This is a genomic window from Agrobacterium sp. CCNWLW155 (genome assembly GCF_036888815.1).
GTDB classification, from domain to species: domain Bacteria; phylum Pseudomonadota; class Alphaproteobacteria; order Rhizobiales; family Rhizobiaceae; genus Agrobacterium; species Agrobacterium radiobacter.
The window spans coordinates 354,502-375,591 of the sequence record NZ_JBAKFW010000001.1 but is presented as its reverse complement, the minus strand read 5'-3'; the positions used below and the strand labels follow the sequence as shown (position 1 = coordinate 375,591).

The following is a 21,090-nucleotide window of genomic DNA, read 5'->3' as shown; positions in this document are numbered from 1 at the left end:
CTGATGCGATCTTTTGTCCTGCATTTTCCGCAGCTGGAATCAGCCGGCCCTGCCCCGCATCTCGTCGCTGGGCGTATCAATCCGAGCCCGGAACCACGGGAATCGTTTTTCCGGCCCTCATCTATTCCATATCGATACGCCTGTTCCGGATTCCGACAGCTTCACCGAATCCCTGTGTCACTGCGTAACATACCGAAAAATAAGCAGATTCAGACTTTTTAAAGAGATTTCGGGCATTGTTTGCGCACCGTTTCATGATGAACGGTTGAACTAATGGATGAAACCATGTCGATCGACGCGTTTGTAACACTCGCGCTTATTGCGCTGCCTGTTTATATTTTTTTCCGCTGGGTACAGCAGGACTCAGAAAAACAAGATACTCCCGAAAGCAAAAATTCCATGGGGCGTTGATCCGTTACGGTCAACCCGCAGTATTTTCCTGGACGGTCTCCAGACGAAATCCTCCACGATCAGATACCCAAGCGGCAATGCTGATTTCAACAGCTTGCATCGCCAGAATCGGGCATCCCGGCCTTGGGGTTCCCTCGCCGCACAAAAAAGCCGGGCATAGCCCGGCTTTTCTCATTTGCAGCGCCTTTCGGCTCGATCAGTTGATCGCCTTCATGTTGATGGTGAAGAACAGCGTTTCGCCGGAAGAATCGTCCACGCCGTCATTGTCGGTCACGGCATAGGCCGTTCCAGCCTTGTCGAAGGTGAAGCCTTCCAGCTTGTCAACGACGTAGCCGTTGGTCTGGGCCTTGAGGTCGGGCAGGAAGTCATGGGCTTCCTGCTTGGCCACCAGCGGCAGTTCGCCGCCGATCTTGCCCGGCTTCAGGTCCGCGATCGCAACGCGGTAGAGCTTCTTGATCTTGGCCTTGTCGCCGATCTGGTTGTCGCGCTCGACGATATAGACATAGTCGCCCTGCGCGGTGATTTCGGAAAGGCCAATCCAGCCTGCCTCGGTCTTGTCGAGCGGATAACGCACGGCGCCCCACTCCTTGGACTTCGGATTATAGGAGACGAGCTTGACGAAACCCTTCTCATCCGTGCCCCATTCGCGCTGCACGGCCATCCACAGCGTGGCGTCGTCGCCCTTGCCAATCATGGTCACGCCTTCGAAACCGAAGCGGGTATCGCCGGAAAGGAGTTCCTTCGGCAGAGCGATCTCGGCCTTGATTTCGCCCTTGGCATTGACGTTATAGAGTGCGTGCGGAACAAGCTTGGCGCTGTCGCCTTCAGAGGCCAGCCAGAAACCGCCCTTGCCATCAAGCGTGATGCCTTCGATGTCGAGCTTCTGAGCAGCAATGCCGTCACGCTTGACGCGCAGCACGCTGGTGATGGTGGCAGGCTTCTTCGTGGCGTCGATGGTGAAGATCGACGGCTGGTTGCCATAGACCGAGTCGGAAACGGCATAGAGAATGCCGGGCTTCTCGGCATCGCCGACCAGGCCGGAAAGAGCGCCCCAGCCGATCGGCGCCCCGTCGACGGTGGCGGAAACGAGCTGCGGATAGGCAGGCTGGCCTTCAGTGCGCTCATAAAGCATGACATGCGAGCGGACACCGCCGTCTTCGATCAGATCGACCTCATTGGCCGTGGCAAGGAGATTGCGCGACGGAATGGCGACGGCGCCTTCCGGCGAGACGCCCGAAGGCAGGAGCTGTGTCAGCTGCGGCTCCGCACCGGTATCCTTGTAGACGGCGACCACCGAAGCGCGCTCGGCAAGCACGAAGAAATACTTCTGGCCATCGAAGGTCGCCGCTTCCAGACCTTCGGGCTCAATGCCCTTGGCCTTGGAGCGCTTTTCCGGATAGTGGCCGATGGCGGCAACCGCGCGCTCGAGCGAAGCACCGGCTTCATAAACAAGCTTGCCGGTCTTGTCGAAAATGGTGAAGCCGCGCGAACCGCCCTGCCAGTCGCCTTCATTGGCGATGACGATACGGTCATTGTCCAGCCACTTTACAGCGTCCGGCTCGCGCTTGCGGCCTTCCTGCTTGTCGGTGAATTTCAGCTGACCGTCGGTCTTCGTGTCGACGCCTTCCAGATCAACCTTGCCGGCGGAGAAATGCGTCTTCACCGTGCCGGTCTTGCCATCGATGATGACGATATGGTTGTTTTCCTGCAGCGTCAGAGCGATCTCGCCATTGGCGTTGATCGAGACGAATTCCGGCTCCGGATCCTCAGGGGAAATTTCGGCGAGACCGGTAACGTCAATCTTCTTCAGCGTCGCGCAGTCGGCCACGCCGTCCTTCAGGCCGACCGTTACCAGATAGCCGGCGGGCATCTGCGGCAGTGCGCCTTCGTTCACATCTTCATCACGCTCGTTTTCGATCGCGATGGCGGCAAAGGTTTTATCAGGGGAAACGGCGACGGAATCGGGCTGGCCGCCGAGATCACAGCTTGCCTCGATCTTCTTCGTGGCAATATCGACCGTCACCAGCTTGCCGGACGGGTTGGCGCGGTTTTCCGACGTATTGACGCCGGCCAGAACCTTGAGGCCAGCAACGGCAACAGAGGTCGGCTCGCCTTCCAGCAGCAATGCGCCGCCGGCCTTGGGGGCCTTCGCGTCGGTGATGTCGATGAAACCGATGCCGCCAAGCGGGCTGTCCGAATAGATCAGCGTCTTGCCGTCTTCACTGGCGGTGATGATTTCAGCCGAGGTGACGGACTTGGCGTCCTTGTCCGCGGGAAGGTTTTTCGCCACCGGGAAAGACGCGATGCGGTTGAAAACCGGCTCGGCAGCGGCCGGCAAGGCCACGGACGTGAGCAGAGCAGCGGTCAAGGCCATTTGAGAAAATCGGAACGCCATTTTAATCCCCCTTGGGTCCAGAAATACCCCATGGCTTCTGCGTCAAAGACATGACAGTGGCATGACATTTCCTGTCGGGAATCAAAAAGCCCGGCCATGGAGACCGGGCTTTCTTGTTTCTGCGCACATTCCGCGTATCGGAGCACCGTGTGACCGGATGGAGGCTGCACAGGCGCGCTCCCTACTTTCGTTTACATCCTGCCGGATTGAGAACCGGGCTGTCCGAAAAGCATTTCGAAAAACCGCCCGGTTTTGAGCCGGCATGAAGGCGTCAGCGCGTCAAAACATGTTTCCTCGTGAACCTGAAAAGCCGCCCGCCCGCCGCCGGGCGTTGCGGCTTTCCGGAAACCTTACGAGTTGACGGCGTCCTTCAGGCCCTTGCCTGCGGAAAACTTCGGTACGTTGCGAGCCGGGATATCGACTTCAGCACCCGTAGAAGGGTTACGGCCCTTGGAGGCTTCACGGCGGCTAACGGAGAAGCTGCCGAAGCCAGCGAGGCGAATGTCGCCACCGTTCTTCAGTTCGCTCTGTACGGTTTCGAATACGGCATCAACAGCGGAAGCAGCATCTGCCTTCGTGAGACCAGCCTTTTCGGCAACAGCAGAGACGAGCTCGTTCTTGTTCATGTTTCCACCCCTTTCAATGGTTTGAAACGACTCAAATTAAGCCGGCGCAGAATACGTTTGCATCCGCGCGCAGCAACCCAAAAGCGCTGGAATCGCCTGAAAAACAAGGGGTCTGCGATTTTTTTCACAAAAAAGGCCGACATTTCTGCCGGCCTTCCACATATTCGTGCCAAATTCGCATCACTTGCCCGGAGCTGAGCGCAGAATGCGCCTTCCGACACCTAACATATTGAATCTATGCAGCACCCGTCGCGAAAGGCGATTCCCGCCCCTCGCGACGAAGCATGTATCAATGTGCGATGGTCTGGCTGCCGTCGTCGACGCCTTCGACCGTAGCGATAACAGGCGTCTCGATGCTGCCGTCCCACTCGATGGGCTCCGGCTGGCGCAGAAGGGCGTGCCTGATAACCTCGCCCATGCGCGATACCGGGATGATCTCCATCTCGTTCTTCACATTATCTGGAATCTCCGCCAGATCCTTGGCGTTTTCTTCCGGGATCAGCACCTTCTTGATGCCGCCGCGAAGGGCCGCAAGCAGCTTTTCCTTCAGGCCGCCGATCGGCAGCACGCGACCACGAAGCGTGATCTCGCCCGTCATCGCCACATCCTTGGAGACCGGAATGCCGGTCATGATGGAGACGATGGCGGTTGCCATGGCAACACCGGCGGACGGTCCGTCCTTCGGGGTTGCGCCTTCCGGAACGTGGACGTGGATGTCGCTCTTGTCGAAGCGCGGCGGTTCGATGCCGAAATCCACGGCGCGCGAGCGGACGTAAGATGCCGCTGCCGAAATGGATTCCTTCATCACTTCCTTGAGGTTGCCGGTGACCGTCATGCGGCCCTTGCCCGGCATCATCACGCCTTCGATGGTGAGCAGCTCACCGCCGACTTCCGTCCAGGCCAGACCCGTGACGACGCCAACCTGATCCTCGCGCTCGGCCTCGCCGTGGCGGAACCGCGGAACGCCCAGATAATCCGGAACATTGGCAGCGGTGACTTCCACGGACTTGACCTTGCCCTTGATGATCTCGGTGACGGCCTTGCGCGCCAGCTTCATCAGCTCGCGCTCGAAGCTGCGCACGCCCGCCTCGCGGGTGTACTGCTGGATCACGATCATCAGAGCGTCATCGCTGACCGAGAACTCTTCCGGACGCAGGGCATGTTCCTTGATCGCCTTCGGCAACAGGTGACGCTTGGCGATTTCGCGCTTTTCGTCTTCGGTGTAGCCGGCGATGCGGATCACTTCCATACGGTCCATCAGGGGACCCGGAATGTTCAGCGTGTTGGCCGTGGTCACGAACATCACGTCGGACAGGTCATATTCCACTTCAAGGTAGTGGTCCATGAAGGTGGAGTTCTGTTCCGGATCGAGAACCTCCAGCAGTGCGGAAGACGGATCGCCACGGAAATCCATGCCCATCTTGTCGATCTCGTCGAGCAGGAAGAGCGGATTGGACTTCTTGGCCTTCTTCATCGACTGGACGATCTTGCCAGGCATGGAGCCGATATAGGTACGGCGGTGACCGCGGATTTCCGCCTCGTCACGCACGCCGCCAAGCGCCATGCGCACATATTCGCGGCCGGTCGCCTTGGCGATCGACTTGGCGAGCGAGGTCTTGCCGACGCCGGGAGGGCCGACGAGGCACAGGATGGGACCGCGAATCTTCGACGCGCGCGCCTGCACGGCCAGATATTCGACGATGCGTTCCTTGACCTTGTCGAGACCGAAATGATCCTGATCGAGGATTTTCTCTGCGGCGTTGAGGTCGGCCTTGATCTTCGACTTCTTGCCCCAGGGCAGACCGAGCAGCCAGTCCAGATAGTTGCGCACGACGGTCGCTTCCGCGGACATCGGGCTCATCTGGCGAAGCTTCTTCATTTCCGCTTCGGCCTTTTCCTTGGCCTCCTTGGAAAGCTTGGTCTTGGCGATGCGCTCTTCCAGTTCGGCCATCTCGTCACGGCCGTCCTCGCCGTCGCCGAGTTCCTTCTGGATCGCCTTCATCTGTTCGTTCAGATAATATTCGCGCTGCGTCTTCTCCATCTGGCGCTTGACGCGCGAGCGGATACGCTTCTCGACCTGAAGCACGGAAATTTCGCCTTCCATGAAGCCGAGCGCTTTTTCAAGCCGCTGCTTCACGCTGACGGTTTCCAGCATTTCCTGCTTTTCGGTGATCTTGATCGACAGGTGCGAAGCAACCGTGTCGGCCAGCTTCGAATAATCGTCGATCTGGCCGGCAGCACCGACAACCTCGGGCGAAATCTTCTTGTTGAGCTTCACATAGCTCTCGAATTCCGAAACGACCGAACGCGACAGCGCCTCGATCTCGACCGGATCTTCGGCAGGCTCCTGCAACGGCGTCGCAGTGGCTTCATAGAAGTCTTCACGGCCGGTGTAGCTGTCGATCTGGGCGCGGCCCTTGCCTTCCACCAGCACCTTCACGGTGCCGTCGGGAAGCTTCAGAAGCTGCAGGACATTTGCGACCGTGCCGACCTTGTGGATGGCTTCGGGAGCCGGATCGTCATCGCTGGCGTTGATCTGGGTGACAAGCATGATCTGCTTGTCCGAACCCATGACTTCCTCGAGCGCACGAATGGATTTTTCCCGCCCGACGAACAGGGGAACGATCATATGCGGGAAAACGACAATGTCGCGCAGGGGAAGTACCGGATAGGTACCACCAGATGCCGCAGACGTGATGTTCGTCATATCATTTCCTTTCATGGTCCCTTTCGGGACACTTTGCCGGACAGCTTGGGGCATCCGGCACATTCATTTCTCGAGACTGAAAATGGAGTTTCGAAACACCGATTTCAAGTCGCCGGAACAGGCGATCCCGCTGAGCGGCAAGACCGTGAAATTCAACAAAACCCAGCGCCGGCTAGTACTCCCGACATTTCCGGTTATCCTTGAAGGTCAGGAACCGGGTCGCCGACGGGAATTCACATTTCCGTCATATCGCGCTGCAAATCAGTTGTAAGACTTTATCAGCAAAGCGCAATCCGCTCCAAACGCAAAATCGGGCTTCGCCAAGTTAGGCGCAAGTTTCACACCCGGCCACAACAGAAAAGGCCCGCACGGGATGCGGGCCTTTTGATTTCATCAAAGTACCGGACCGGTCGATCAGGCCGAAACGTTGGTCTTTTCTTCCTGACGATCCGCATAGATGTAGAGCGGACGGGCGACGCCGCTGACGACGTCGTTGGAAATGACCACTTCGCGTACGCCTTCCAGCGTCGGCAGTTCGAACATGGTATCCAGCAGGATCTTCTCCATGATCGAGCGCAGGCCGCGGGCGCCGGTCTTGCGGGTGATCGCCTTGCGGGCGATTTCGCGCAGAGCGTCCTCGTGGAAGGTCAGTTCCACGTCTTCCATCTCGAACAGACGCTGATACTGCTTGACCAGCGCGTTCTTCGGCTCGGACAGGATCTGGATCAGCGCATCCTCGTCGAGGTCCTCCAGCGTCGCCAGAACCGGCAGACGGCCGATGAATTCCGGGATGAGGCCGAACTTCACCAGGTCTTCGGGCTCCAGTTCGCGCAGAACCTCGCCAACGCGGCGATCGTCTTCCGCCTTGACGGTCGCACCAAAGCCGATCGAGGTCTTTTCACCACGGGCCGAGATGATCTTGTCGAGGCCGGCAAACGCGCCGCCGCAGATGAACAGGATGTTGGTCGTATCCACCTGCAGGAATTCCTGCTGCGGATGCTTGCGGCCGCCCTGCGGCGGAACGGAAGCGACCGTGCCTTCCATGATCTTCAGAAGCGCCTGCTGAACGCCCTCGCCCGACACGTCGCGCGTGATGGACGGGTTGTCAGACTTGCGGGAAATCTTGTCGACTTCGTCGATATAGACGATGCCGCGCTGGGCGCGTTCGACGTTGTAATCCGCAGACTGCAACAGCTTCAGGATGATGTTTTCCACGTCCTCGCCGACATAACCGGCTTCGGTCAGCGTCGTTGCGTCCGCCATGGTGAAGGGAACGTCGATGATGCGGGCGAGCGTCTGGGCAAGATAGGTCTTGCCGCAACCCGTCGGACCGACGAGCATGATGTTCGACTTCGCAAGCTCGACATCGCCGTTCTTGGAGGCGTGCGCGAGGCGCTTGTAGTGGTTGTGAACGGCCACCGACAGGATTTTCTTCGCCTGCTTCTGGCCGATGACATATTCGTCGAGAATCTTGATGATGTCCTGCGGGGTGGGAACACCCTCGCGCGACTTCACCATCGACGTCTTGTTCTCTTCACGGATGATGTCCATGCACAATTCGACGCATTCATCGCAGATGAATACCGTCGGTCCGGCAATGAGTTTCCGGACTTCGTGCTGGCTCTTGCCGCAGAATGAACAATAGAGTGTATTCTTAGAGTCGCCGCCGTTGCTGCCGCTGACTTTGCTCATATCTCTTTCCTTCCAGCACGCCGCAGGTCCGCCAAACGGATCGCGGTCAACTTACCGCCCGCCGATACGGCAGCCCTTGGGGTGCATCGCCGTATCCGCCTCGTTTCCCGGGGTACTAACCGGTATCAGATACATGAGCTGACAACCGGCTGCAACGAATTCCCCATCAAACCAAAGGCCACGTCATAAAAATTCAACATAGCCTTTATATATACTAATATCGCTTTCTGTTGCGGTTGAAAGCCCCGAAATTACTTTTGCGGGTTCAAACAAACGTCAAAAAGCGGCGCGCCTCAATTCGCGGCGGCGCCTTCGATTTCCTGGCGCGAGGTCAGGATCTTGTCGATCACGCCCCATTCCTTCGCCTCGTCTGCATCCATGAAATGGTCGCGATCAAGGGTTTTTTCAACCTCTTCGAGCGTGCGGCCAGTATGCTTCACGTAGACTTCATTCAGGCGACGCTTCATCTTGATGATGTCACGGGCGTGGCGCTCGATATCCGATGCCTGGCCCTGGAAACCGCCGGACGGCTGGTGAACCATGATGCGGGCGTTCGGGGTGGCGAAACGCATTCCCTTTTCACCGGCAGCCAGAAGCAGCGAGCCCATGGACGCGGCCTGACCGACGCAGAGCGTGGAAACCGCAGGGCGGATGAACTGCATCGTATCGTAGATCGCCATGCCGGCGGTCACGACGCCACCCGGCGAATTGATGTAGAGCGCGATTTCCTTCTTCGGGTTTTCAGCCTCGAGGAAAAGCAGCTGCGCGCAGACGAGCGACGCCATCTGGTCTTCCACCGGGCCGGTGAGGAAAATGATGCGTTCCTTGAGAAGACGGGAAAATATGTCGTAGGAGCGTTCGCCGCGATTGGTCTGCTCTACGACCATCGGCACCAGAGCCATGGCGGTATCAACTGGATTTTTCATGTCCGTCCTTTGTCAAACTCTGCCCTTCGCGGAAAACCGCTCCGGAATCACTTCTAACCTTCATACTCCCTACATAGAGTGTCCCTGCCCCGTACTTCAAGACACGAAGCCGCATATCCTTAACGGCTCAACAGCGTTTGCAGGCCGCCGGGCCCCGGCTTGGCAAGGGTTTCGAACCGGGCGGGGCCGGCCGGGCGTCTTTCCCTCACCGCCACCAATTTTTTACTATGGCGCGCGACGGGGGCAAAAATCGCCCGCCATGCACAGATATAACTTCTCACCGGCAAGAACTCGTTAGTATTTGCTGCTGATACTGGCCAGCGAATTTCCGGTTCCCGTTGGGGAATGGGCCCATCCGGGCGAAATGGCAGCTCAACAATTCCAGCGGGCATAACGCACCTTGTGCGAGAGGGCCCGCTTTTACCGCATGATGGCGCAGATAGGATTTTGCAATGCTGGATGCAAAGACGAGCACGCTACTATGGGCGGCGGAAACGTTCACCCTTGCCGTGCTTTTGGGAACGCTGTGGCTGCACCGCCCTTCCCGCCGGCATAATCTCTATTTCGCCGCCGGTTTCCTCGCCACAGGCATCGGCACTGTCATGGTGGCGTTTCGCGGCGATATTTCCAGTTTTCTGTCCATTCAGGTCGGCAACATGCTGGCGCTTTCCGCCTTCGGTTTCTGGCTGGCTGGCCTGCTCTGCTTCGAGCAGCGCAAACTCGGCGGCTGGGTTGCTATTCCGGCCCTGCTGTGGATCGCCGGAATGTTCGTGCCGCCCGTGCGCGAAGACATGGTCGCCCGCATCCTGCTTTATCATGCCAGCGCGGCCACGGGCTATTTAATGCTCGCGGGCGTGCTTCTGGCCAGCAGGGCGCGCGCATCTCGCAGCCGAAAGGTTCTGGCCACGATCCTGATCCTGCAGGCTTTTGCCGGAGCGATCGTCGCATCCATCGTCATCCCGGCCAATGCCGCAATCCCCAATGCCATTCCCATGACATCGGCGCTCTCCATTTCCGGCATGCTCGGCTTCACGGCGATCATCATGATAAGCGCCAAGATCATCATGGAAGACACGGAGATTCGTCTCCACCGCCTCGCCATGACCGATCATCTGACCGGCGTTCTCAACCGGCGCGGTCTGCTGGAGGAGTTCGAGCGCATCAAGAAAAGGTCGCCGGCCTCCAGCCGTTATGTGGCGCTGGTGCTGTTCGACATCGACCATTTCAAGAAGATCAACGACAGATACGGCCATCAGTCCGGCGATGCGGTCCTCGTGCATTTCTGCAATATCGCCCAGCGTGTGATCGGCGATCGCGGCCTTTTCGTCAGAATGGGAGGCGAGGAATTCGCGCTGGTCGCCGAAGTCGAAAGCCCTTCCAGCACAGCGACGCTTGCGGAAGCCATCCGCAGCAATCTGCGCCTGTCGAAGATCAGTTCGCGTGGTGAAAGCATCGAGGTGACCACCAGCGTCGGCATCGCCGAAGCCATGATCAGGGATGCCGACCTCAACACCATGATGACGGAAGCCGACCGTGCGCTCTATGCCGCCAAGAAGGCCGGGCGCAACCGGACCGTCATCCACGTCAATTCGGCCAATGTCGTCGTGCCCGCCTCGGACCGCGACGAAAACCCGATGGACAACAATGCCGACCGCCAGGTTGCGGCGCTGAACCGGATATCCGCCATCGCCAGTCGATGACGATGTAACCATCCAGTGACAGACGGAGGGGAGTTCCCCTCCCTTCCCAAAGCGCCACGCGCGGAATAAACCATGGGCATGACAGCGACATTTCCCTTTCTCAAAATCGATCCCGCCACCCGCCGCGTTTCACTCGACGCCCGCGACCCGGCCTTCTACAACGATCCGAACCCGGTTTATGCCGCCCTGCATGCGCAATGTCCCACCTTTTACTGGGAGGAGCAGCGGCAATGGTTCTTCACCGGTTACGACCATGTCAGCGCACTTCTGCGCGACCGCCGCTTCGGACGGCAGATCCTGCATGTGGCTAGCCGCGAGGAAATCGGCCTGCCGCAACCGCTGGAACATGTGAAGCATTTCGACGCCGCCGAGCAGCATTCGCTTCTGGAGCTGGAGCCGCCGGAACACACGCGGCTGCGCACGCTCATCAACCGCGCCTTCGTTTCCCGGCATGTCGACAAGATGAAACCGGAAATCGAGGAACTCGCCAACCGCCTGATCGATGCCTTCGAGAGCAAGGGCGAAACCGAGCTGCTCTCCTCTTATGCCGATATCATCCCGGTGACGATGATCGCCCGCATGATCGGCATTCCCGAAGAGATGGGGCCGCAGCTTCTGAAATGGTCGCATGCCTATGTCGGCATGTACATGTTCAAGCGCACGCCCGAGGACGAGCTTCTGGCCGACAGGGCCGCGCATGAATTTTCAGACTATGTGCGCAGCGTGATCGCCGAGCGGCGGGCGGAGCCGAAGGATGACCTGCTGAGCCACATGATCCATACGGAGCACAAGGGCCAATACCTGACCGACGACGAGCTCATCTCCACCACCATCGTGCTGCTGAATGCCGGGCACGAGGCGACCGTGCACCAGATCGGCAATTCCGTGCGCATCATTCTGGAAAGCGGCATTTCTCCGGAGACCCTGTTCCACGACGAGGCCGCCACGGAACGCACGGTGGAAGAAACCCTGCGCATCTGCGCCCCGGTTCATATTTTCCAGCGCTGGGTTCTGGAACCGGTCGAAATCGACGGCGTCGCATTCAAGCGCGGCGACAAGGTCAGCCTTATCCTGGCAGCCGCCAATCTCGACCCGGCAAAATTTTCCAATCCGCTGACCTTCCAGCCGGACCGGAACGAGGGCGCCAACGTCTCTTTCGGCGCCGGCATCCATTTCTGCATCGGCGCGCCGCTTGCACGGCTGGAGCTTAATCTCGCCCTGCCCCTGCTTTTCAAACGCCTGCCGGGCCTGAAGATTGCCGAGCCGCCCAAGGTCAAGGATGTCTATCATTTCCATGGCCTGGAGCGGCTCGATCTCAGCTGGTAAGGCAGAGGGAGGATTCGGCCTTAAATCTGGGCCAGACCGCCATCAACCGAGAGCTCGACGCCGGTGATATAGCTGGCCTTGGAAGATGCCAGAAACAACACCGCCTCGGCGATTTCGTCGGGGTCGGCCATACGGCCGATCGGTGCCGCATCCTTCAGATAGACCTTGAAACCGGCGATCTTCTCATCGTCCATCTTCAGGCCATTTTCCATGATCGGCGTGCGGGTAACGCCCGGGCTCACCGTATTGACGCGGATTTCCCGCGCTTTCAGATCATTGGCAAAACTGCGGGCGAATGAGCGAACTGCCGCTTTCGAAGCATTGTAAGCGCTCAGTTTTTCCATGCCCTTGTTGCCGACGATCGACCCCGTCAATACGATCGAACCGCCGTCCTTCAGCACCGGCAACAACGTCTGCACCGTGTAAAACACGCCCTTCACGTTGATGTCAAAAATCCGGTCGTAAAGCGCCTCATGGGTTGCACCAAGATCGTTGTTTTCGGCGATGCCGGCATTGGCGACCAGCACATCCACCTTTCGCCCGTCGGCTTCTATGCGGGCCTTGAGCTGTTCCAGATCCGAAAGCTTGGCAACATCGGAAACGAAGCCGATTGCCCGCTCCCCGAGCTTGGCGACGGCGGCATCGAGATTGGCTGAATTGCGGCCCGTCACATAGACCGCAGAGGCGCCGCCCTCCAGAAACAACCTGGCGACTGAAAAGCCGATGCCTGTCGATCCGCCCGTGACGACGACCACCTGTCCGCTGAATAGTCCAGACATTGCAAACTCCATGAATATCGTAATTTCCGAATTACCATAATTCGGTATTTCGGTTTTATTGAAATATTGAAGCTTGTCAATCCATATGCTACAGGCGGTCCATGGTTCAGTTTTTTCATCCCGCTCGCGAGGACATATCGCTTACCGCCGTGCTGTCCGCCCTTGGCGAGCCCGCGCGCATGGGCATCATCCGCAAATTATGGGTGTCGGAGACCGGGCAAAATTGCGGTGCGGCAGCCCCCTGTCAGGATATGCCGCGCTCCACCCTGTCCAGCCATATGCGAATCCTGCGTGAGGCAGGATTGATCCGCACCCATAAACAGGGCGTCGAAAATATCAGCGTTGTGCGCATTGAGGACATGGAAGCCCGCTTTCCCGGACTCCTTCCATCGATTCTCAAATTCGATGAGCAGTAAGCACCAAACCGCATCCGGCCTCACAGCCGGATGACGTAATCCTTGCGCGTCGTTTCCACGACCTCCCACGTGCCGGCAAAGCCCGGACGCAGGATAACGCGGTCACCGGGTTTCAGATCGCGCGGCGCACCGCCATCTTCGGTCAGGATGGAATGACCTTCGAGAATGTTGAAATATTCCCATTCGTCATAAACAACCCGCCATTTGCCGGGGGTGGACTGCCAGATGCCGGCATAGATGCCGCCGGGAGCCTCCTCGATATTCCATGTGGTGAATCTCGGATCGCCGGAGATCAGCCTTTCCGGCGCAGGCGCGCCATGCTCCACCTCGGTAACATCATCAAAGGACAGAAAATTCGCCATGACATCCGGATCCATCAAATGTGGTTGGTAAAATAGCTTTGCTCATTTGTGAGCGCTTCGTCAAACGTCTTCAACTTCAAATACAACTTAAAATTGATTTCATGGGCAGCGAACGCTTGCTCGTTGCCCCGTTTCCCGTTGCGGCCTTGCAGCGGGAGAAGATGCCGTTCACTCCATCCTCGTCCAGCCAAAAACCAGCCAGGTATATTTCGACTTCTTGTCGGGTTCGGCGGTGTAGGTCATCTGTATATCGCCGTCCTTCGCATAAATATCGAGCCTGGGCGCCGTATCCAGCTTCAGCCAAAGCGAACTCTTGTTGAAAGACCATGTTCCGCACCAGACACATGAACCCGAGGGATCACCGGCCTGATGGAAATTATAACGACCGTCCGCCGTGATCTCCAGATAGTCGAACGCCGAGTAAAATGTCGTTACCGTCTCCTGGAACAGTGTCGCATCCGCTTCCTGCTGGGCGGTGGGCGCGGTCTTCATATCGCGCGGCGGGCGGCTGGTCGCACCGCTGAGTTTCCACTTTCCGACAAAATCCTTCTGAGTCGGGAAATATTCCGCCTCCGCCTTTGCCGGCGAAATCGAAGCGACGACAGGTATATCAGCCATACCCGCGACCCCGATCGCAAGGAGAAGGGTGACGATGCGGAGCATTCCGGTTCGGTTTTTCATATGGCCTATCTTTCGCAATGGGAGTGCAAGGGCCTGTTCTAGGCAGATTCGATGCTTTGAGTAAGATGGTAACCGATGAACGGAAGCGGCGCGCCAATCGTCCGCCTGGCTCACCAACTGCCTTCCGGCACTGACACCAAAGGTTTATCCACAAACCGAGGTGACAACCTCAGTTTTCCGCTGATTTCACCCGCGCAATGAACGGGAATATCACCGCAGGAAATTCGAAGGGGAGTCACACGAGTACCAAACTCGCGTGACCAACCACGTCACAGCTTGGAAAGCGATTGTTCGAGATCGGCGATGATGTCCTTGACGTCCTCGATGCCGATCGACAGGCGAACCACATCCGGCCCTGCACCGGCGGCCGTCTGCTGTTCCGGTGTCAATTGCGCATGCGTGGTGGAGGCCGGGTGGATGACGAGGGAGCGCGTGTCGCCGATATTGGCGAGATGGGAGAAGAGCTGCAGCCCTTCCACCAGCGCCTTGCCGGCCGCATAACCACCCTTGACGCCGAAAGTGAAGACGGAGCCTGCGCCCTTTGGCGAATATCGCTGCTGGAGGGCGTAGTTGTCGCTGTCCTCCAGCCCGGCATAATGCACCCAGCTGACCTTGGGATGCGCCTTCAGCCATTTGGCGACGGCGAGCGCATTGTCGGAATGGCGCTGAACGCGCAGCGGCAGTGTCTCGATGCCCGTCAGGATGAGGAAGGCGTTGAAGGGCGAAATGGCCGGTCCGAGGTCACGCAATCCCAGAACGCGGCAAGCGATGGCGAAGGCGAAATTGCCGAAGGTCTGGTGCAGCACGACGCCGGAATACTCCGGCCGGGGCTGCGACAGCGCCGGATATCTATCCGTCGCCGACCAGTCGAAGGTCCCGCCGTCAACGATGATGCCGCCCATGGAATTGCCGTGCCCCCCAAGGAATTTCGTCAGCGAATGCAGTACGATGTCAGCGCCGTGTTCCAGCGGCCGCAGCAGATAGGGGCTCGCCATGGTGTTGTCGACTATCAGCGGCAGGCCGTGCCGGTGGGCGACATCGGCAATCGCGGCTATATCCACGAAAGTACCGCCGGGATTGGCAAGGCTTTCGATGAAGACGGCGCGTGTGCGGTCGTCGATCTGCGCCTCGAAGCTGGCCGGATCGGTGGCGTCAGCCCAGCGCACCTGCCAGTCGAAGCCCTTGAAGGCGTGACCAAACTGGTTGATCGAGCCGCCATAAAGCTGACGAGCGGCGACGAAATTGTCGCCGGGCTGCAGGAGCGTATGGAAGACCAACAATTGCGCGGCATGGCCGGACGCCACGGCAAGCGCCGCCGTGCCGCCTTCCAGCGCCGCCACGCGCTCTTCCAGAACAGCCTGGGTGGGGTTCATGATTCGCGTGTAGATATTGCCGAACTCTTTCAATCCGAACAGGGCGGCGGCGTGATCGGCGTCGCGGAAAGCAAAGGCCGTCGTCTGATAAATGGGTGTCGCACGTGCGCCGGTGGTCGGATCAGGTTGTGCGCCCGCGTGGACGGCCAGCGTTGAAAACCCGGGGTTGCTGCTCGGCATAATGTTTCCTCCAATGGAATTTTGAAGGGATCATAATGCCTTGCGGCCAAATGATAAGTCCGATCCGTACCAACTATCGCACAATATTGAGACGCGGATACTCAATTGCAGGGCAACGGTCCATCACAACCTCTATGCCATAGGCTTCCGCCTTGGCGGCGGCATTGTCATCGCGAACGGAAAGCTGGCCCCAGATCACCGATGGTCGCTCGGGCAGCAATATCGCCTCTTCGACGATTGCCGATAAGTATTCCGGCGCGCGAAAAACATCGATCATGTCCACCGGCTCGGGAACATCGGCGAGCCTGGCGTAGACCTTCTGTCCCAATATCTCCTTGCCTGCCTGGCCGGGATTGACCGGAAACACGCGGTAACCCTTGGACAGCAGGAAGCGCATGACGCCGTGGCTCGGCCTGTCCGGGTTGGGCGAAGCGCCGAGCAGCGCGATGGTTTTGACGTCAGTCAGAATTCTCCTGAGGTAGTCGGGCTCGTAACTATCATGCTGCATGTCAACTTATCCCTCTTGGAACGTCACATGGTTTGAAGAATACCAATGCAGATGCGCCATTTGAAAGCTGCGCGAGCATAGCCTCGTCTGCATAATTCCACCGACGCATTCCTGACACTGCCGAATGCGCCTGCCCTTCCCATCTAGGAAGCTTCCCTGCTGTCTTGAACCCCTGCCCGGCCGAAAATCGCTACCACGACAGACCTATCGTGGCGCAGTGGCACGTTTTCGTCCACGCAAAATGATTTCACCAAAATACCAGAATCCCGGTTGTATTGACTAATTTGTCCAGTTTTCAAAATGGCGCAAACCGGCACAAAAGCGGCCCAAACAACATTAGCGTGCAAGTTATGCGCCCTTCGTCTCCTGTTTGTTTTCATTCCGTTCGCAGGTGAATTAGAGCTATCTAATTTTCAGAAAGTTATTCTGTAAATCAATCTATAAACAAATCTGCAACGTTATAGTAAGCCGTTCATAGCAGATATGAAATTTATTTTCATGCGCATCTCATCCAATTGATACACCTTCCGACCGAAGCACCCAGCGGAGCTATTTGACAAGACAGGTAGTATTATGGGCCAAAACACGCTCCGAATCGAAACCACAAGCTGTGCGCCCAGCGCTCATGCCACCATCTGACGGATGAAATCCTGAGCAGAATACCATATCGCGCCGGAGCAAAATCATTCCGCGCGCGCCTGACATGCACAAAGCAAGAATTTTACGCGTGTTGCAATATCAGCCGCTGGCACATGTCGTTTGTGGGCGGTTCCACCGGCGCAAAACGCTCACTCGAACAATTCGCAGGGGCGCGTCGCCCTCACCGAAAATCGATTCCGGTTTTCAGGCCAATGCTGTAGGTTGCCCAAAGTAGCCCGCGAGCGAGTCTCTATTGTGACATTTGACATTCTTCTTCTGGTGCTCCTGGGCGCGATGCTGCATGCCGGATGGAATGCGCTGGTCAAATCCGGATCCGACAAATCACTGGACGCCTCACTGATTGCGGCGGGAGCTGCGGCCTGTTCACTGCCGTTTCTGCCTTTCCTGCCCTTCCCCACGCCGGTCGCCATTCCCTTCCTGATCGCTTCGGCCGTTCTGCAATTCGCCTATTTCCGCCTTGTCGCCGCCGCCTATACGATCGGCGATATCGGCCTTGTTTATCCCGTCATGCGCGGTGTGGCTCCCTTGATCGTCGCGGCGACGAGCAGCCTGTTCCTGAGCGAGGTTTTGAGCCCGCTGGCCCTTGCCGGGATCGCGATCATCTCCGGCGGCATCCTGACACTCGTATTCGAGGCAAGGCGTGGCGGCGGAAAGGCTATTCTAGTCGCGCTGCTCAACGCCTTCGTGATCGCGTCCTACACCTTCGTCGACGGTGTGGGCGCAAGACTTTCCGGCAACGCCATCTCCTATACGCTGTGGATGTCGCTTCTGCCGCCGGTGCTGCTTTTCGGTTTTGCCTTTTTCCAGCGCGGCGTCAGCCCTGTCGTTCAGCATGTCCGACGCAACTGGTGGCGCGGCCTGATCGGCGGCGGCGGCTCCATTCTGTCCTACGGACTTGCGCTTTATGCCATGACCAAGGCGCCCGTCGCCGTCGTCGCGGCGCTGCGGGAAACCTCCATTCTTTTCGCGCTGGTAATCTCCGTGGTGATCCTCAAAGAACGCGCCAGCATCTGGCGTTATCTTGCCGGAGGCATCATTGCAGCGGGCGTTCTGGTGATGCGACTGGGGTAAAACGGGTTCGTTTGGTGAGGTAAAATAATACCCCATTATCAAGTCATTGTTTTTACTATATTATTTTTACGACCTCCAAAATCCGTCATATTGACGCTTTCGCTCGCGCACCGTATAAGCGCGCCAGATCGGATTCCAGCCGGAATAGGGTCATTTGCGGTTGTCCTTGATGGCAACCAAACCAAGCAACAAGAAACGCCCGTATGCTCTTTCATGAAGAGGATGACGGGTCCACGTTAGAAAGTGAAATCTATGTCTACTTTCGTTCAGAAGCCCGCTGAGGTGGAGAAGAAGTGGGTCATCATCGACGCCGAAGGCCTCGTTGTTGGTCGCCTCGCCACCATCGTTGCAACCCGCCTGCGCGGCAAGCACAAGGCTACCTACACCCCCCACGTTGATGATGGCGACAACGTCATCGTTATCAACGCTGAAAAGGTTGCCTTCACCGGCAACAAGTACTCCGACAAGAAGTACTACTGGCACACCGGTCACCCGGGTGGCATCAAGGAGCGTACGGCTCGCCAGATCATCGAAGGCCGCTTCCCGGAGCGCGTCGTTGAAAAGGCCATCGAGCGCATGATCCCGCGCGGCCCGCTCGGCCGTCGCCAGATGAAGAACCTGCGCGTTTACGCCGGCTCGAACCATCCGCACGAAGCACAGCAGCCCACCGTTCTCGACGTGGCCGCGCTTAACAAGAAGAACGTAAGGAGCGCCTGATAATGGCCGATCTTTCCTCTCTGAAAGACCTCGCCCCGGCATCGGAAGCTTCGGCTCCCGTGCACGTCCGCAAGGTTGATACCCTCGGCCGCTCCTACGCGACCGGCAAGCGCAAGAACGCCGTAGCCCGCGTATGGGTGAAGGCCGGTTCTGGCAAGATCATCATCAACGGCCGCGATTTCACCACGTATTTCGCACGTCCGGTTCTGCAGATGATCCTCCAGCAGCCGCTGGTCGCAGCTGCCCGCTCCGGTCAGTTCGACATCATTGCAACGGTTGCAGGCGGCGGTCTTTCCGGCCAGGCCGGCGCCGTACGTCACGGTGTTTCCAAGGCGCTCACCTACTTCGAACCGGGCCTGCGCTCCGTTCTGAAGAAGGGTGGCTTCCTGACCCGCGACAGCCGCGTTGTCGAGCGTAAGAAGTACGGTAAGGCCAAGGCCCGCCGTTCGTTCCAGTTCTCCAAGCGCTAATCGCTTCTCGGAACGGTTCGTTCAGAACTTCGAAAGGCGGGGCTTCGGCTCCGCCTTTTTTCATGTCTCCTCCCTTGTTTTTTCGGCGGGAAGACAGCACCTTCAGCGCAAAACGCGATGGGGTGACATATGCCGGCCAAAACAATCGACCATGCCTTTTCCGCCACGACGCTGACATCTGCCGCCACCGACCCGACCCACGCGGGTGCGCTCTCCTTCATGCGGCGCAAATATACAAAGAACCTCAAGGGCGTATCGACTGCCATCTGGGGCATTCCCTTCGATGCAGCAACCTCCAACCGGCCGGGCGCGCGCTTCGGGCCGCAGGCGATCCGCCGGGCTTCGGCGATTTTCGACAACGACCCGCAATATCCCTTCGCGCGCGATCTCTTCGCCCATATGCCCACCATCGATTACGGCGACTGTCTGCTCGACTATGGCAACCACTGGAAAACGCCTGATACGATCGAAAAGGAAGCGCGCCGGATCATCTCCAAGACGGATTATCTGCTGACGCTCGGCGGCGATCATTTCATTACCTGGCCGCTTCTGAAGGCGCATGTCGCCAAGCATGGGCCGCTGGCGCTGGTGCAGCTCGATGCGCACCAGGACACCTGGTTCGATGACGGCAAGCGCATCGACCACGGCTCCTTCGTGGCGCGCGCCGTGCGCGATGGCCTGATCGATCCCGACCGTTCGATCCAGATCGGCATCCGCACCCATGCGCCTGACGATTTTGGCATTCGCATTCTCCATGGTTACGAGGTGGAGGAAATGCGGGCGAGTGATATCGCCTCGCTGATCGTCAAGCACACGGCCGGCATGCCCACCTATCTGACCTTCGATATCGATTGCCTCGATCCAGCCTTTGCGCCGGGAACCGGCACGCCTGTCGCCGGCGGGCCGACCAGTGCGAAAATTCTCTCCGTTCTGCGCGGGCTTGGCCAGCTGGATATTCGCGGTTCCGATGTCGTGGAAGTCGCCCCCGCTTACGACCATGCTGATATTACCGCCATTGCCGGAGCCACCGTTGCAATGTATATGCTTGGCCTGCGTGCCGAACGGCTGGCGAAGGCCGGCTGACAAAGAAAACGGCGCTTACCGAACTGATTCCGAATACCCTCGCAACCCTTTGAAAAGTCAGGACAAGGACATGACAGCGAAGATCTTCATCGATGGCGAACACGGCACCACGGGTCTGCAGATCCGCACGCGCCTTGCCGGTCGCCGCGATATCGAGCTGCTGTCCATACCCGAAGCCGAGCGCCGCAATGCGGCGATGCGCGAGGACATGCTCAACAACGCCGACATTTCGATCCTCTGCCTGCCCGACGATGCCTCGAAAGAAGCCGTCTCCATGGTGGCCGGCAACAATAATGTCCGTATCATCGATACCTCGACCGCCTATCGCGTCCATCAGGACTGGGCTTATGGCTTTGCCGAAATGGATAAGGAACAGGGCGAAAAGGTTCGTTCCGCCCGCCTCGTCGCCAATCCGGGCTGCTACCCGACCGGCGCGATCGCCCTTCTGCGCCCGCTGCGCGCCGCAGGCCTCCTGCCGGACGGTTATCCGGTCAGCGTCAATGCGGTTTCCGGCTACACCGGCGGCGGCAAGCAGATGATCGCACAGATGGAAGACCAGAGCCGCGATGACTCAATCAGCGCCAATAATTTCCTTTATGGCCTGACGCTCAAGCACAAGCATGTGCCGGAGATGACCATTCACGGTCAGCTCGACCGTGCACCGCTGTTTTCGCCCTCCGTCGGTCGTTTCCCGCAGGGCATGATCGTGCAGGTGCCGCTGTTTGCCGCTGACCTGAAGGAAGGCGCGACCATCGAAACGATCCATGCGGCGCTGAGCGCCCACTACGCGGGACAGGACATCGTCAGCGTCGTGCCGCTGGCCGAAAGCAAGGGCCTCGCGCGCATTGACGCCGAAGAACTGGCGGGCAAGGACACGATGAAGCTCTTCGTTTTCGGCACGCCGGGCGGCGAGCATATCAATCTCGTCGCGCTGCTCGACAATCTCGGAAAGGGTGCGTCTGGCGCGGCCGTCCAGAACATGGAACTGATGCTTTCCGCATGAGACT

The 21,090-nt window shown here is 58.4% G+C and carries 19 protein-coding genes; 9 read left to right on the top strand and 10 right to left on the bottom strand.

The window, feature by feature from the left end; translation table 11 throughout:
* Positions 1-273: 273 nt before the first annotated feature.
* Positions 274-411 (top strand): hypothetical protein, encoded by a 138-nt coding sequence (locus tag V6S97_RS01900; RefSeq protein WP_020012322.1) that lies wholly within the window; start codon positions 274-276, stop codon positions 409-411.
* 196 nt (positions 412-607) lie between these two features.
* Here V6S97_RS01900 and V6S97_RS01895 read toward each other — a convergent pair whose 3' ends face one another.
* The 5 genes from V6S97_RS01895 to clpP form a co-directional block, all read right to left on the bottom strand.
* Positions 608-2,806 carry an esterase-like activity of phytase family protein gene (locus V6S97_RS01895; protein ID WP_334425992.1) on the bottom strand — a complete coding sequence of 733 codons (2,199 nt, stop codon included), beginning with the start codon at positions 2,804-2,806 and terminating at the stop codon, positions 608-610.
* 350 nt (positions 2,807-3,156) lie between these two features.
* Positions 3,157-3,432 carry a DNA-binding protein HupB gene (gene hupB, locus V6S97_RS01890; RefSeq protein ID WP_003502360.1) on the bottom strand — a complete coding sequence of 92 codons (276 nt, stop codon included), beginning with the start codon at positions 3,430-3,432 and terminating at the stop codon, positions 3,157-3,159.
* A 289-nt stretch (positions 3,433-3,721) separates the two neighbouring features.
* The gene (gene lon, locus V6S97_RS01885) at positions 3,722-6,139 is read right to left on the bottom strand and encodes an endopeptidase La (RefSeq protein ID WP_003502358.1); all 2,418 of its coding nucleotides are present in this window, start codon (positions 6,137-6,139) and stop codon (positions 3,722-3,724) included.
* A gap of 414 nt (positions 6,140-6,553) precedes the next feature.
* A complete protein-coding gene (gene clpX, locus V6S97_RS01880) occupies positions 6,554-7,831 on the bottom strand; it encodes an ATP-dependent Clp protease ATP-binding subunit ClpX (RefSeq protein WP_003496489.1) in 1,278 nt (425 codons plus the stop codon).
* Positions 7,832-8,124: 293 nt separating this feature from the next.
* On the bottom strand, positions 8,125-8,757 hold the full coding sequence (gene clpP / locus V6S97_RS01875; protein ID WP_003502355.1) for an ATP-dependent Clp endopeptidase proteolytic subunit ClpP: 633 nt from the start codon (positions 8,755-8,757) through the stop codon (positions 8,125-8,127).
* A gap of 452 nt (positions 8,758-9,209) precedes the next feature.
* Here clpP and V6S97_RS01870 point away from each other — a divergent pair, with 452 nt between their 5' ends.
* Both V6S97_RS01870 and V6S97_RS01865 read left to right on the top strand, forming a co-directional pair.
* Entirely contained in the window at positions 9,210-10,457 is a 1,248-nt protein-coding gene (locus V6S97_RS01870) for a GGDEF domain-containing protein (protein WP_334425990.1), read from the top strand.
* A gap of 72 nt (positions 10,458-10,529) precedes the next feature.
* Entirely contained in the window at positions 10,530-11,783 is a 1,254-nt protein-coding gene (locus tag V6S97_RS01865; protein ID WP_334425989.1) for a cytochrome P450, read from the top strand.
* Positions 11,784-11,803: 20 nt separating this feature from the next.
* Here V6S97_RS01865 and V6S97_RS01860 read toward each other — a convergent pair whose 3' ends face one another.
* Positions 11,804-12,574 carry an SDR family NAD(P)-dependent oxidoreductase gene (locus tag V6S97_RS01860; protein WP_162266694.1) on the bottom strand — a complete coding sequence of 257 codons (771 nt, stop codon included), beginning with the start codon at positions 12,572-12,574 and terminating at the stop codon, positions 11,804-11,806.
* A gap of 89 nt (positions 12,575-12,663) precedes the next feature.
* Between V6S97_RS01860 and V6S97_RS01855 the strand changes: the two genes are divergently transcribed.
* Complete coding sequence (locus V6S97_RS01855) at positions 12,664-12,978, top strand: ArsR/SmtB family transcription factor (RefSeq protein WP_060724092.1); 315 nt, start codon at positions 12,664-12,666, stop codon at positions 12,976-12,978.
* Between the two features lie 20 nt (positions 12,979-12,998).
* On the opposite strand, the gene V6S97_RS01850 is transcribed toward V6S97_RS01855, so the two are convergent.
* From V6S97_RS01850 to V6S97_RS01835, 4 genes are all read right to left on the bottom strand, one after another.
* A complete protein-coding gene (locus tag V6S97_RS01850; RefSeq protein ID WP_003502345.1) occupies positions 12,999-13,340 on the bottom strand; it encodes a cupin domain-containing protein in 342 nt (113 codons plus the stop codon).
* Between the two features lie 168 nt (positions 13,341-13,508).
* A complete protein-coding gene (locus V6S97_RS01845; RefSeq protein WP_060726152.1) occupies positions 13,509-14,021 on the bottom strand; it encodes a hypothetical protein in 513 nt (170 codons plus the stop codon).
* A gap of 269 nt (positions 14,022-14,290) precedes the next feature.
* Positions 14,291-15,574, bottom strand: coding sequence for an O-acetylhomoserine aminocarboxypropyltransferase (locus V6S97_RS01840; protein WP_060726151.1), 1,284 nt, complete (start codon positions 15,572-15,574; stop codon positions 14,291-14,293).
* 73 nt (positions 15,575-15,647) lie between these two features.
* A complete protein-coding gene (locus V6S97_RS01835) occupies positions 15,648-16,082 on the bottom strand; it encodes a CoA-binding protein (protein WP_003502339.1) in 435 nt (144 codons plus the stop codon).
* 894 nt (positions 16,083-16,976) lie between these two features.
* Between V6S97_RS01835 and V6S97_RS01830 the strand changes: the two genes are divergently transcribed.
* The 5 genes from V6S97_RS01830 (at position 16,977) to argC (ending at position 21,086) form a co-directional block, all read left to right on the top strand.
* Positions 16,977-17,813 (top strand): EamA family transporter, encoded by an 837-nt coding sequence (locus tag V6S97_RS01830; protein ID WP_111780868.1) that lies wholly within the window; start codon positions 16,977-16,979, stop codon positions 17,811-17,813.
* A 252-nt stretch (positions 17,814-18,065) separates the two neighbouring features.
* Positions 18,066-18,530 carry a 50S ribosomal protein L13 gene (rplM, locus tag V6S97_RS01825; protein ID WP_003502335.1) on the top strand — a complete coding sequence of 155 codons (465 nt, stop codon included), beginning with the start codon at positions 18,066-18,068 and terminating at the stop codon, positions 18,528-18,530.
* Between the two features lie 2 nt (positions 18,531-18,532).
* The gene (gene rpsI / locus V6S97_RS01820; RefSeq protein ID WP_003496509.1) at positions 18,533-19,000 is read left to right on the top strand and encodes a 30S ribosomal protein S9; all 468 of its coding nucleotides are present in this window, start codon (positions 18,533-18,535) and stop codon (positions 18,998-19,000) included.
* A 129-nt stretch (positions 19,001-19,129) separates the two neighbouring features.
* Positions 19,130-20,083, top strand: a complete 954-nt coding sequence (gene speB / locus V6S97_RS01815; RefSeq protein ID WP_334425987.1) for an agmatinase — start codon at positions 19,130-19,132, stop codon at positions 20,081-20,083.
* Between the two features lie 70 nt (positions 20,084-20,153).
* Complete coding sequence (gene argC / locus V6S97_RS01810) at positions 20,154-21,086, top strand: N-acetyl-gamma-glutamyl-phosphate reductase (RefSeq protein WP_003502330.1); 933 nt, start codon at positions 20,154-20,156, stop codon at positions 21,084-21,086.
* Positions 21,087-21,090 lie beyond the last annotated feature (4 nt).